This window comes from Caballeronia terrestris (assembly GCF_001544515.1).
Lineage (GTDB): Bacteria > Pseudomonadota > Gammaproteobacteria > Burkholderiales > Burkholderiaceae > Caballeronia > Caballeronia terrestris.
The window spans coordinates 180,845-193,165 of sequence record NZ_FCOL02000004.1 but is presented as its reverse complement, the minus strand read 5'-3'; the positions used below and the strand labels follow the sequence as shown (position 1 = coordinate 193,165).

Annotated in this window: 11 protein-coding genes; 8 read left to right on the top strand and 3 right to left on the bottom strand. The window is 63.2% G+C overall.

What is annotated here, in order from left to right:
- Positions 1–217: 217 nt before the first annotated feature.
- The gene (locus tag AWB67_RS05570) at positions 218–397 is read left to right on the top strand and encodes a type II toxin-antitoxin system HicA family toxin (protein ID WP_087655232.1); all 180 of its coding nucleotides are present in this window, start codon (positions 218–220) and stop codon (positions 395–397) included.
- A 29-nt stretch (positions 398–426) separates the two neighbouring features.
- The gene (locus tag AWB67_RS05565; protein ID WP_087655231.1) at positions 427–846 is read left to right on the top strand and encodes a type II toxin-antitoxin system HicB family antitoxin; all 420 of its coding nucleotides are present in this window, start codon (positions 427–429) and stop codon (positions 844–846) included.
- Between the two features lie 210 nt (positions 847–1,056).
- Here AWB67_RS05565 and AWB67_RS05560 read toward each other — a convergent pair whose 3' ends face one another.
- Positions 1,057–1,713 carry a YiaD family glycine zipper/OmpA-like lipoprotein gene (locus tag AWB67_RS05560; RefSeq protein ID WP_087655230.1) on the bottom strand — a complete coding sequence of 219 codons (657 nt, stop codon included), beginning with the start codon at positions 1,711–1,713 and terminating at the stop codon, positions 1,057–1,059.
- A gap of 259 nt (positions 1,714–1,972) precedes the next feature.
- Between AWB67_RS05560 and apbC the strand changes: the two genes are divergently transcribed.
- From apbC to AWB67_RS05540, 4 genes are all read left to right on the top strand, one after another.
- On the top strand, positions 1,973–3,061 hold the full coding sequence (gene apbC, locus AWB67_RS05555; protein WP_087655229.1) for an iron-sulfur cluster carrier protein ApbC: 1,089 nt from the start codon (positions 1,973–1,975) through the stop codon (positions 3,059–3,061).
- A gap of 110 nt (positions 3,062–3,171) precedes the next feature.
- Positions 3,172–3,705 (top strand): superoxide dismutase family protein, encoded by a 534-nt coding sequence (locus tag AWB67_RS05550; RefSeq protein ID WP_087655228.1) that lies wholly within the window; start codon positions 3,172–3,174, stop codon positions 3,703–3,705.
- A gap of 163 nt (positions 3,706–3,868) precedes the next feature.
- Positions 3,869–4,438: a dCTP deaminase gene (dcd, locus tag AWB67_RS05545; protein WP_087655227.1), complete on the top strand. Its 570-nt coding sequence runs from the start codon at positions 3,869–3,871 to the stop codon at positions 4,436–4,438.
- 110 nt (positions 4,439–4,548) lie between these two features.
- A complete protein-coding gene (locus AWB67_RS05540; RefSeq protein ID WP_087655226.1) occupies positions 4,549–6,837 on the top strand; it encodes an arginine/lysine/ornithine decarboxylase in 2,289 nt (762 codons plus the stop codon).
- Positions 6,838–6,888: 51 nt separating this feature from the next.
- Here AWB67_RS05540 and AWB67_RS05535 read toward each other — a convergent pair whose 3' ends face one another.
- Entirely contained in the window at positions 6,889–7,818 is a 930-nt protein-coding gene (locus tag AWB67_RS05535) for a bestrophin family protein (protein ID WP_087655225.1), read from the bottom strand.
- Positions 7,819–8,093: 275 nt separating this feature from the next.
- Between AWB67_RS05535 and AWB67_RS05530 the strand changes: the two genes are divergently transcribed.
- The gene (locus AWB67_RS05530; RefSeq protein WP_235025048.1) at positions 8,094–9,266 is read left to right on the top strand and encodes a lactonase family protein; all 1,173 of its coding nucleotides are present in this window, start codon (positions 8,094–8,096) and stop codon (positions 9,264–9,266) included.
- A 320-nt stretch (positions 9,267–9,586) separates the two neighbouring features.
- Complete coding sequence (locus AWB67_RS05525) at positions 9,587–10,780, top strand: lactonase family protein (protein ID WP_235025047.1); 1,194 nt, start codon at positions 9,587–9,589, stop codon at positions 10,778–10,780.
- A gap of 109 nt (positions 10,781–10,889) precedes the next feature.
- Here the strand turns inward: AWB67_RS05525 and argH are convergent, their stop codons facing one another.
- On the bottom strand, positions 10,890–12,293 hold the full coding sequence (gene argH / locus AWB67_RS05520) for an argininosuccinate lyase (protein ID WP_087655223.1): 1,404 nt from the start codon (positions 12,291–12,293) through the stop codon (positions 10,890–10,892).
- Between the last annotated feature and the right edge of the window lie 28 nt (positions 12,294–12,321).

Sequence of the window (12,321 nt, the reverse complement as noted above, 5' to 3'; positions counted from 1 at the left end):
GCGCGGGCCTGCGGGTTGAGTTGCGTGATTGCATGAAAAACGGAATCACGATTCTAGCAGGGGTGGGGGTTTGCGCGCGGAGGGGGTCAATCGGGGGGAGTCTGAGATGCGCGGGCCAGCGGGCACAATTTACAACAAATATGTTGTTTTTTTAAGATTGCTGAGCGCAACATGTGTGTTGTATTTTTCTTGCTCGCGGTCTGATTCGAAGGGGCAAATGAAATACAGCGGGTTCAGGAAGTGGCTGAAGGATCAGGGCGCCATGTTCGTGCCGGTGAAAGGCAGCCACTTCCGCGTCACACTTGACGGCAAGACAACGATCTTCCTGGATCACGGCAGCAAGGTAGTTGGTACGGGACTGGTCGAGTGGATCAAGAAGCAGCTTGGGCTGAAATGAATCACAACCTCTTTGGAGAACCGACACTCATGTTGTCCTATCCAGTCAATCTGGAACGCGATAACAACAACACGTATCTGGTGACGTTTCCGGATATTCCCGAGGCGGTGTCCGTCAGTGACGACGAGGACGAAGCGTTGCTCAACGCGCTCGACGCGCTCGAAAGCGCCATCGAAATCTATTTCGACGAAAAGCGCGAAGTTCCAGCCCCATCGAAGCCGAAGCGGGCGCAGCGTGTCGTGACGCTGCCGGCGCTCGTCGTGGCGAAGGTGTTGCTGGCGAATGAAATGGTGCGGCAGGGTGTGCGCAAGTCGGAGCTGGCGCGGCGGCTGAACCTGCACATGCCGCAAATAGACCGGCTGCTGAATCCCAGGCACGCATCGAAGCTCGATGCGATCGAAGCTGCGCTTGCCAAACTCGGCAAGCGGCTGGACGTGTCCATCGACTGAGCGAAAAGACGACCGCCCAAAAAAAACCGGGGCTTAATCGGCCCCGGAGCAACAACGACAAGAGGAGAATGATAGGTGGCGGCATCGCCAGCCACCCACCATAAAGACAGACAATCGGCGCGCGGCCAAGTTTCAAATTTTTTTCAATCCGATGAACCCGGCCTGCGCGGCACCCTGGTCGCCCGTCATTTCTCCTTTCAGATCAAGCGCTTACTGCACCTGACCCGGCTGCGCCGTCGCGCGCAGGTAGATTTCCACGCGGCGATTTTGCGCGCGGCCCGCTTCCGTCGCGTTGTCCGCGATCGGCTGGTTCTGGCCCATGCCCTGCGCCGAAAGGCGTTGCGCCGCCACGCCATGACCCGCCAGATACGTCGCAACGCTCTGCGCGCGGTTCTGCGACAAAGTCTGGTTGTAAGCCGGCTGGCCGGTGTTGTCCGTATGGCCGACGACCGATGCCACCAGTTCCGGATGCTGCGTCAGGGTTGACGACACTTCGTTCAGCACCGGCGCGAAGGTCGGCTTGATCGCGTAGCTGTTCGTGTCGAACGAGATCGAATTCGGGATGTTGACCTTGAGCGAGCCGTCCTGCTGCTCGGTGACCTGCGTGCCCGTGCCCGCTGTCGAACTCGACAGCTTGCCCTTGATGGCACCCCAGTTGTAACCCGTGATACCGCCCACCGCCGCGCCGACGCCCGCGCCGATCGCCGCGCCCTTGCCGCCGCCGAAGATCGCGCCAAGGCCCGCGCCCGTCGCCGCGCCGACGCCCGTGCCGACCGCCGTGTCGGTGCCTTGCTGCGAGGCGCAACCCGCGACGAGCGCGCCTGCCACGGCGAAAACGGACAGACGGGTCAACAATTTTGCGTTCATTTTCAATTTCTCCTGTAATCAACAATCGGTCCGGCCGAACCTTCAGTGATGCGCAAAGGGTCTTCCGGCGGTCCCGCGCCGCAGACACTACAATGAGGTTGGTCGCCCGCGCGGGACCAGGCGATACGTCCCTGAAACCTGCCGCGACGGATAGTGCAATGCGCGCGTGACCTGCGCAACCGCACTTAACAATTCCTTTCAATTTCTCACGTTGTCGCGCGGCCGCCTCGCGCAGCAACCACCGTTCCCTGGAGTTTCGATGAGTATTGACCGCGCCCGGATCGACACCGCACTTGCTACCTTGATCGATCCGAACACCAATCGCAAGTTCGCCGATGCCAAAAGCTTCAGAAACGTCGTGATCGACGGCGCGAAAGTCAGCGTGGGCGTCGTGCTCGGCTATCCGGCGAAGTCGCAGTTCGAAGCAGTCCGCGCGCTCGTCACCGACGCGCTGCGGCAGGTCGCGGGGGTCGAACAGGCGGAGGTGGCGGTGTCGTCGCAAGTGGTTGCGCACGCGGTCCAGCGCGGCGTGAAGTTGCTGCCGAACGTGAAGAACATCATCGCGGTGGCGTCGGGCAAGGGCGGCGTCGGCAAGAGCACGACGGCGGCGAATCTCGCGCTCGCGCTCGCCGCGGAAGGCGCGTCGGTTGGCATGCTCGACGCCGACATCTACGGCCCGTCCTTGCCGATGATGCTCGGCATCACCGGCCGCCCGGAGTCGCCCGACAACCAGTCGATGAACCCGCTGACGGGCCACGGCATCCAGGCCAATTCGATCGGCTTTCTGATCGAGCAGGACAACCCGATGATCTGGCGCGGCCCGATGGTCACGTCCGCGCTGGAACAACTGCTGCGGCAGACCAACTGGCAGGACCTCGATTACCTCGTCGTCGACATGCCGCCGGGCACGGGCGACATCCAGTTGACGCTTTCGCAGAAAGTGCCGGTGACGGGCGCCGTGATTGTCACGACGCCGCAGGATATCGCGCTCCTCGACGCGAAGAAGGGCCTCAAGATGTTCGAGAAGGTCGGCATTCCGATTCTCGGCATTGTCGAGAACATGAGCACGCACATCTGTTCGAATTGCGGCCACGAAGAGCACATCTTCGGTGCGGGCGGCGGCGAGCGCATGGCGAAGGAATACGGCGTCGAGATCCTCGGACAGTTGCCGCTCGACATCGCGATCCGCGAACGCACCGATTCCGGCGCTCCGACGGTCGTATCGGACCCGGAAAGCCGCATCGCGGAGACCTATCGCGCGATTGCGCGCAAGGTCGCGATTGCCATCGCGGAACGCCAGCGCGACATGACCTCGAAGTTCCCGAGCATCGTCGTGCAGAACACCTGAAGCGTCCCTCCAGCGGGAGCCTTGGCGGGCGCGGCTCGCGGTATCATGTCGCCTTCGATTGGTGCGGCAGCGCGCATGCATGGGGCGTGCGCGGCCGCCAAGAGGATCGCATGAGACACAGATTCGACGGGCGGACGCTGTCCGCCCTGATCGCGATGGCCGCCGCCACGCTCCTCATGAGCGGCTGCGGCATCATCTTCCAGAATCACGAGAAGCGTGCCGACGCGACGCTCCTGCCCACGCCCGGCAACGCGACGCGCGGCAGCGTCACGCTCATCGAACGCTCGGATGGCGTGCAGGTTTCTTACAGTATCTCGGGCATGCCGCCGAACAGCGAACACGCGCTGCAGGTGCACGAACGCGGCGACTGCATCGTCATCAACCAGCCCGACGCCGGCCCGGTCTTTGCGACGGCCGGGGATCGCAAGAAGTCGAGCTCGCGCGTCGAAGGCGATCTCGCCAACATCCGCGCCGACGCGAACGGCACGGCCACTGGTTTCATCGTGGCGCCGGACGTGTCGCTCGACGGCGTGCGCTCGGTCCTCTCCCGTGCGATCCTGCTGCACCGCGACGCCTCTGACCACTACGCGATGGCGCCGCACAGCGCCGGCCCCGCGCTCGCGTGCGGCGTGATCCGGCAGTAGCATCGCCAGCCGCCGCGGCCACCCGATCGAGAGACGCGAGCCGTCACATCATTCAAGTAAAATACGCCCTTTCGTTTGGCCGGCGCCTCGAGGCTCCCGGCCATGCCCGATTCAAGCACGGCCCGAGCCGTTCACCCAAGGGCGTCGACCCAAATGAGTCCCTATGAGCATCAAGTCCGATAAGTGGATTCGGCGCATGGCCGAAGAGCACAAGATGATCGAGCCGTTCGTGCGCGATCAGGTGCGCGTGACCGAGGACGGCCGCAAGATCGTGTCGTACGGCACGTCGAGCTACGGCTACGACATCCGCGTCGCCGACGAATTCAAGATCTTCACGAACATCAATTCGACGATCGTCGACCCGAAGAATTTTGACGAGAAATCGTTCGTCGATTTCAAGGGCGACGTCTGCATCATTCCGCCGAATTCGTTCGCGCTCGCCCGCACGGTCGAATATTTCCGCATCCCGCGCTCGTGCCTGACCGTGTGTCTCGGCAAGTCGACGTATGCGCGCTGCGGCATCATCGTGAACGTGACGCCGTTCGAGCCGGAATGGGAAGGCTACGTGACCCTCGAATTCTCGAACACGACACCTTTGCCTGCCAAGATCTACGCGAACGAAGGCGTGGCGCAGGTGTTGTTCTTCGAAAGCGACGAGATCTGCGAGACGTCGTACGCGGATCGCGGCGGCAAGTATCAGGGGCAGCGCGGCGTGACGCTGCCGAAAACCTGACGCAATCGAACGCGCTGACAAGCAATGCAACCGGCACCGGTTGATGAAAGACCGCTGGAATCGGACGTGAAACGCCCGGCCAGCGGTCGTTCCATTTGGAGAATCGCCCAATGAAGTTCCGTTTTCCCGTCGTCATCATCGACGAAGACTTTCGCTCCGAGAACATCTCGGGTTCCGGAATTCGCGCGCTCGCCGAGGCGATCGAGCGCGAAGGCGCCGAGGTGCTCGGCCTGACGAGCTACGGCGACCTGACGTCGTTCGCGCAGCAGTCGAGCCGCGCGTCGTGCTTCATCCTGTCGATCGACGACGACGAATTGCTGCCGTACGCGGAAAACGTCGTGGTCGCGGACGGCGACACGCCGGAACTCGCGGCCGCGATCGTCGCGCTGCGCGCTTTTGTCACAGCCGTGCGCCGACGCAACGCCGACATCCCGATTTTCCTCTACGGCGAGACGCGCACCTCGCGCCATTTGCCGAACGACATCCTGCGCGAACTGCACGGCTTCATTCACATGTTCGAGGACACGCCGGAGTTCGTCGCGCGCCACATCATCCGCGAGGCGAAGGTCTATCTCGATTCGCTCGCGCCGCCGTTCTTCAAGGAACTCGTGCAGTACGCCGAGGAAGGTTCGTATTCGTGGCACTGCCCGGGGCATTCGGGCGGCGTTGCGTTTCTCAAGAATCCGCTCGGGCAGATGTTCCATCAGTTCTTCGGCGAGAACATGCTGCGCGCGGACGTCTGCAATGCCGTCGACGAACTCGGCCAGTTGCTCGATCACACGGGGCCGGTCGCGGCGTCGGAGCGCAACGCGGCGCGCATTTTCAGCGCGGATCACCTGTTCTTCGTGACGAACGGCACGTCGACGTCGAACAAGATCGTCTGGCACGCGACCGTGGCGCCGGGCGATATCGTGCTGGTCGACCGTAATTGCCACAAGTCGATCCTCCACGCGATCACGATGACAGGCGCGATCCCCGTGTTCCTCACGCCGACGCGCAATCACTTCGGCCTCATCGGTCCGATTCCGCGCGACGAGTTCAAGCCTGAGAACATTCGCAAGAAGATCGAGGCGAATCCGTTCGCGCGCGAGGCGCTTGCGAAGAATCCGAAGGTCAAGCCGCGCATTCTGACGATCACGCAGAGCACCTACGACGGTGTGATCTACAACGTCGAGATGATCAAAGACCTGCTCGGCGACCTGCTCGACACGCTGCATTTCGACGAAGCGTGGCTGCCGCACGCCGAATTCCACTCGTTCTATCAGGACATGCATGCGATCGGCGCGGGCCGGCCGCGCACCGGCGCGCTCGTGTTCGCGACGCACTCGACGCACAAGCTGCTCGCGGGCATCTCGCAGGCGTCGCAGATTCTCGTGCAGGACAGCGAGAACAGCACGTTCGACCGCCATCGTTTCAACGAGGCGTATCTGATGCACACGTCGACGAGCCCGCAGTACGCGATCATCGCGTCGTGCGACGTCGCCGCCGCGATGATGGAGCCGCCGGGCGGCACGGCGCTGGTGGAGGAGTCGATCGCGGAAGCGCTCGATTTCCGCCGCGCGATGCGCAAGGTCGATGCCGAATACGGCGACGACTGGTTCTTCAAGGTCTGGGGGCCGGAGGCGCTGGCCGAAGAGGGCATCGGCGACCGCGAGGAGTGGATCCTGAAGCCGAACGACCGCTGGCACGGCTTCGGGCCGCTCGCAGAAGGCTTCAACATGCTCGACCCGATCAAGGCGACGATCATCACGCCGGGCCTCGACGTGGACGGCGAGTTCGGCGAGACGGGCATTCCGGCCGCGATCGTGACGAAGTATCTGGCGGAGCACGGGATCATCGTCGAGAAGACGGGGCTTTACTCGTTCTTCATCATGTTTACGATCGGCATCACGAAGGGTCGCTGGAACTCGATGGTCACCGAACTTCAGCAGTTCAAGGACGATTACGACAATAATCAGCCGCTGTGGCGCGTGCTGCCGGAGTTCATTGCGCAGCATCCGTCTTATGAGCGGATCGGGTTGCGTGACTTGTGCGAGCAGATTCACAGCGTCTATCGCGCGAATAACATCGCGCGGCTGACGACGGAGATGTATCTGTCGAGCATGGAGCCGGCGATGAAGCCGTCGGAGGCGTTCGCGAAGCTGGCGCACCGGGAGATCGACCGGGTGCCTATCGATGAACTCGAAGGCCGTGTGACGAGTATTTTGCTGACGCCTTATCCGCCGGGTATTCCGCTGCTGATTCCGGGAGAGCGGTTCAACCGGACGATCGTGGATTATCTGCGGTTCGCGCGGGAGTTCAATGAGCGCTTCCCGGGGTTCCATACGGATATTCACGGGCTCGTCGGGGAGATGATCAACGGACGCATCGAGTATTTTGTGGATTGCGTGCGGAATTGATTTTTCCCGCTTCGTTCAAGACGACAACGGCCCCGCGGGGCCGTTTTTGTTTCAGTCCAGCACATGCCCCGGCGCTTGCGAAGGCTTGACCGGCGGCCGCACGAACCCCGCATCCGCAACCATATCGTGCAGCGCGATCTCCAGCGTCTCGCACATCGTATTCAGCGCGAGATCGTTTTCCTCGACGCCGAAAGGGTCCTCGATCTGCGCCGCGATCGCCTCCAGCGCCATGAACGCGTAGGCGAGCAGCAAGGAAAAGAGCGGTGTCAGCAACCCCGCGCCATCCACCAGCCCAAACGGCAGCAGCGCGCAAAACAAATAAACCGTACGGTGAATCATCACCGAATAGGAGAACGGCAGCGGCGTCGTCGCGAGCCGCTCGCAGCCGCCGATCACCTCGGACAGCGCGTTCAGATTGTGCTCGAAGGCGAGCACGGCGTAACCGTCGATCGAGCCCTCGCGCGAGCGGTCCGCGACCCATTCGCCGAGCCACAGCAGGATGGTTGCGGGGCGAAATTGCGCGTCGCGTGTGCGCGCGTGGAGTTCGGGCGGGAGACGCGGTGCGAGTTCGTCGCAGGGGTCGGTGCCACGCAACTGGTGGCGCAGCGCGTGAGCGAAGCCGCCGAGCGCGGCGACGAACTGGCGCGTGCGGTCCGAGTCGCGTTCGCGGGGTAGCGTCAGCGCCTGGCGCGCCAGGGAACGCGCGGTGATCGCGAGCGTGCCCCATAGCCGGCGGCCTTCCCACCAGCGCTCGTAGCTCGCATTGTTGCGAAAGCCGAGAAACACCGCGAGCGCGATTCCGATCAAGGCGAACGGCGGCGTGCCCAGCCCGAGAGGATAGCTGCGCATGTGGTCGTGCATGAAGATCGCCGCTATCGACAGCGCGAGGATCAGCATGAGCCGGGGCAGCAACTGCGGCAGCACGGAGCCGCGCCAGACGAACAGCAGGCGGAACCAGTGAAGCTGAGGGCGGATGATCATGGCGGCAGCCGGACGAAGCAATCCGTCGATTATCCCGAAATTCGGCGCCGCGGCAGCGGGGCATGACGTCGCGCGCCGGTTGATCGTTGGGCGAGACGAGATTCGACAAGAACCATCGCCGTTGGCCCGAGACATTCCAGGACTCCGCTTATCACTTTCATCACATTTTGTCGCGCTCACTAACGAGCATTTTTGAGACGCATCCAAGCCGATGACGGCACACGCGGCACAGCCGTCGGCTTGAGCATTCTCAACTACAAAAAAGGTGACGAAAAATGATGAAACCGAAAAATCTGGCGATCGTGGCCGCGTGCGCGGCGCTTCTGGCCGCATGTAGCGGAAGCGACGATTCGCCCGCCGCAGTCGCGCATCCGCTCTACGCGCAGAGCAACGAGACGGACAACGCCGTGCTGCAGTTCGAGCGCAACGCCGACGGCACCTTCGCCCCGCGCGCGCGTATCGCGACGGGCGGCAAGGGCACTAACGGCGTCGATCACGTAAACAAGGGCGTGACCGGGCCTGATTCGCTGTCGAGCAACCGCAGCGTCGTGGTGTCCGGCAAGCGTCTCTTCGTGGCGAACGCGGGCAACAACACGGTCTCGGTGTTCCAGATCGATACGGCGACAGCCGCCCCGCGCCTGCTGAAAGCCAGCCCGACGGGCGGCATGCTGCCGACGAGCCTCGCGGTCAACAACGACGTTCTGTACGTTTCGCACCAGCAAGGCGGCACGGTGGGCGCGTACAAGATTGGCATCGACGGCGCGCTCAACAAGATCGGTTTCTACACGCTGTCGCATCCGGATGCGGTCCTGACGCAGGTCGAAGTGAGTGCCGGCGGCAAGTCGCTCGTCGTAAACGAATTTCTGAGCGAACTCGCGACGCGCGCGCCCGGCAAGACGTTGACCACCTTCCCGATCAAGAGCGACGGCACGCTCGGCGTTCCGGCGACGGCGCAATCGTCGGGCGCGGGCACGCTCGGCGGCCGGTTTGCGCACGGCAAGCTCTCGAACGTGTACGTCACGGCGGAAGCGGTGAGCGGTTCGCTCAGCACCTACACGCTCGACAACGGCATGCTCGTTGCGAAGAGCGGCCCGGTGATCGCAGTCGGTCAGACGGAACCGTGCTGGCTCGTCATCACGCCGGACAATCGCTTCGTGTACACGGGCAACGGCGCGGGCACGGTGTCGCTCTATGCGCTCGACCCGGAAGGACGCGCGACCCTCGTCACGCCGGTGGCGGCCACCGAACCGCCGCCTGCGGGTGTGGCGAGTGCGCTCGCGGCGGATGCCTGGATCAGCCCGGACGGCAAATTCCTGTATCAGGATTACCTCGGCGCCGACAAGATCGTGGCTTACGCGATCCAGCCGGACGGCAAGCTCATGAAGATTGGCGAGCAGGCGGCCAATACGGCTACGCATGTGAGCCTGCAGGGGCTCGACGGCATCTAGTCGTCGTTCCGAAGCAGTCCGGGCGGGGCCCGGACTGTGGCGATCATCGAGAAGCCTCGGGTGTCATGCCCGAGGCTTTTTTTTCGCCGCAACGCGTCGGACGTGCTTCTGTCTCGCGACTCGCCTTCGTGAATCTTCTCCATTTTAGATTTCGGATTGTCGATATATCGAGAAATATCCCATTCAGTCCTATTTTTCATCACTTTTTGTCTCCCCGCACAACAAAAATTTTTGAGACATGACTAAGCACTCAGCCGTGTTGCTGCGGCCGCCGGTTCAGGCCGGCTTTTAATCGTGTCCAACTACAAGAGGTCAACATAATGATGGAACTGAAGAACCTGGCGATCGCAAGTGCCTGCGCCGCACTGCTGTCCGCGTGCGGCGGAAGCGACGGCGATTCGGCGCCTGCCGCGTCGGTCAAGCAGCTCTATGCGCAAACGAACGAGACCAACAACTCCGTGCTCCAGTTCGACCGCAACCCCGACGGCACACTCGCGCCGCGCGGCCGGATCGCAACGGGCGGCAAGGGCACCAACGGCGTCAACTACTTCCAGCACAACGGCGTCATTCCCGATGCACTGACGAGCAATCACAGCGTGATCGTGAGCGCGGACGAGAAGCGGCTTTTCGTCGCGAACGCGGGCGACAACACTGTCTCCGTTTTCGATATCGACCAACGGACGGGCGAGTTGCGCCTGCGCAAGGCGAACCCGACGGGCGGCATCCGTCCGACAAGCCTTTCGTTGAAGGACGACATCCTGTACGTCACGCATCAGGAAGGCGAAAAGCAACTGGGCGCCTACAAGGTCGGCCTGAACGGCTCGCTCACGAAGATCGGCGATTACGCCACGCTGCCGGGCGACGCGCTCCTCACGGAAGTCGAAGTCAGCCCCGACCACCGTTCGGTGGTCGTGAACGGCTTCCTCGACGGCGTCAACCCGCGCAAGCCGGGCAAGACGATCATGACTTTTCCGATTCACGCGGACGGTACGCTCGGCAAGCCGACGTCGACCACCTCGCTCGGAATGGGACCGTTCGGCGGACGCTTCGGCAACGGCAAGCTCGGGCATGTCTACCTGACGGCGGAGGCGGGCAGCGGAACGCTCAGCACCTACACGCTCAACAACGGCAAGCTAGAAGGCGTGAGCGGCCCGATCGCGGTGACCGGCCAGGGCGCGCCCTGCTGGCTCGTCGTGTCGCCGGACAACCGCTTCGTCTACACCGGTGACGGCAGCGGCGCGGTCTCGCTCTTTTCGCTCGACGCGGACGGACGCGCCACGCTCGTCAACGGTACGGCAGCCGAGGAACCGCCGCCTGCCAGCGGGGTTTCCAACACGTCGCTTGCCGCCGACGCCTGGATCAGCGCGGACGGCAAGTTCCTGTACCAGGATTATTTCGGCGCCGACAAGATCGTCTCCTATGCCATCCAGCCGGACGGTTCGCTCGTGAAGGTCGGAGAGCAGGCGGCCAATACGGAGACGCATGTGAGCCTGCAGGGCCTCGTCGGCATCTGATGTAAATGCGTTGATCGAACGGTGATGTAAAAAAAGCTGTCCGGGATGCGATCCCGGACAGCTTTTTAATGGTTGTTCCGCGCGTGCCGTCGGTCAGACGCGCAGCGCGTCAAAGCGCCGCGCGCGCCGCCGTCACCGCTGCCCGGACCTGCTCCGGCGCGGTCCCGCCCGCATGATTGCGGCTCGCGACCGACCCTTCCAGCGTCAGATATTCGAACACGTCCTCGCCGAGCAGATGCGCGACTTTCGGCAACTCCGCGCGCATCTCGTCGAGCGATAAATCCGCCAGATCGCACCCACGATCCACGCAGATCCGCACCGCGTGCGCGACTGCCTCGTGCGCGTCGCGGAACGGCAGGCCGCGCTTCACCAGATAATCCGCGAGATCGGTCGCCGTCGAAAAACCCTGCAACGCCGCCGCGCGCATCGCGTCCGGCTTCACCGTGATGCCCGCCGCCATCTCCGCAAAAATGCGCAGCGTGTCCGCGACCGTATCGACGGTGTCGAACAGCGGCTCCTTGTCTTCCTGATTGTCCTTGTTGTACGCAAGCGGCTGGCCCTTCATCAGCGTGAGCAGCGCCATCAGATGCCCGTTCACGCGCCCGGTCTTGCCGCGCGCGAGTTCCGGCACGTCCGGATTCTTCTTCTGCGGCATGATCGACGAGCCGGTGCAGAACCGGTCGGCCAGATCGATGAAACCGACGCGCGGGCTCATCCACAGCACGAGTTCCTCCGAGAAACGCGAAACGTGCGTCATCACGAGCGCCGCCGCCGCCGTGAATTCGATCGCGAAATCGCGATCCGACACCGCATCGAGCGAATTCGCGCAGATGCCCTCGAAGCCGAGCGTCTTCGCCACCGCCTGCCGGTCGATCGGATAGCTCGTGCCCGCGAGCGCGGCCGCGCCGAGCGGCAGGCGGTTCACGCGGCGGCGCAGGTCGACCATGCGCTCGCTGTCGCGCGTGAACATCTCGACGTACGCGAGCAGGTGATGCCCGAACGTCACCGGCTGCGCGACCTGCAAGTGCGTGAAGCCCGGCATGATCGTGCCGGCGTGCTGGTCGGCGAGGTCGATCAGCGCGAGGCGCAAATCCTTCAGCAAAACGCCGATCCGGTCGATTTCACCGCGCAGCCACAGGCGGATGTCGGTCGCGACCTGGTCGTTGCGCGAGCGGCCGGTGTGCAGGCGCTTGCCGGCATCGCCGATCAGCGCCGTCAGACGCGCCTCGATGTTCAGGTGCACGTCCTCCAGGTCGAGCTTCCACTCGAACTCGCCGCGCTCGATTTCGCCGCGAATCTGCGTCATGCCGCGCTGGATGGAGTCCAGATCGTCGGCGCCGATGATCTTCTGCGCGGCCAGCATCGACGCATGTGCGAGCGACCCTTCGATGTCGACGAGCGCGAGCCGTTTGTCGAAAAACACCGACGACGTATAGCGTTTGACGAGCTCGGACATCGGCTCGGAGAAGCGAGCCGACCAGGCTTCGCCTTTTTTGTGCAGTTGGGACGTCATGGTGATGTGGATTTGGGCAATGAGCGAC

What these genes read in the sequence shown, in the direction of transcription:
- AWB67_RS05570 (WP_087655232.1), top strand. Translation starts at nt 218, where the DNA reads ATGAAATACAGCGGGTTCAGGAAGTGGCTGAAGGATCAGGGCGCCATG.
- AWB67_RS05565 (WP_087655231.1), top strand. Translation starts at nt 427, where the DNA reads ATGTTGTCCTATCCAGTCAATCTGGAACGCGATAACAACAACACGTAT.
- AWB67_RS05560 (WP_087655230.1), bottom strand. Translation starts at nt 1,713, where the DNA reads ATGAACGCAAAATTGTTGACCCGTCTGTCCGTTTTCGCCGTGGCAGGC.
- apbC (WP_087655229.1), top strand. Translation starts at nt 1,973, where the DNA reads ATGAGTATTGACCGCGCCCGGATCGACACCGCACTTGCTACCTTGATC.
- AWB67_RS05550 (WP_087655228.1), top strand. Translation starts at nt 3,172, where the DNA reads ATGAGACACAGATTCGACGGGCGGACGCTGTCCGCCCTGATCGCGATG.
- dcd (WP_087655227.1), top strand. Translation starts at nt 3,869, where the DNA reads ATGAGCATCAAGTCCGATAAGTGGATTCGGCGCATGGCCGAAGAGCAC.
- AWB67_RS05540 (WP_087655226.1), top strand. Translation starts at nt 4,549, where the DNA reads ATGAAGTTCCGTTTTCCCGTCGTCATCATCGACGAAGACTTTCGCTCC.
- AWB67_RS05535 (WP_087655225.1), bottom strand. Translation starts at nt 7,818, where the DNA reads ATGATCATCCGCCCTCAGCTTCACTGGTTCCGCCTGCTGTTCGTCTGG.
- AWB67_RS05530 (WP_235025048.1), top strand. Translation starts at nt 8,094, where the DNA reads ATGATGAAACCGAAAAATCTGGCGATCGTGGCCGCGTGCGCGGCGCTT.
- AWB67_RS05525 (WP_235025047.1), top strand. Translation starts at nt 9,587, where the DNA reads ATGATGGAACTGAAGAACCTGGCGATCGCAAGTGCCTGCGCCGCACTG.
- argH (WP_087655223.1), bottom strand. Translation starts at nt 12,293, where the DNA reads ATGACGTCCCAACTGCACAAAAAAGGCGAAGCCTGGTCGGCTCGCTTC.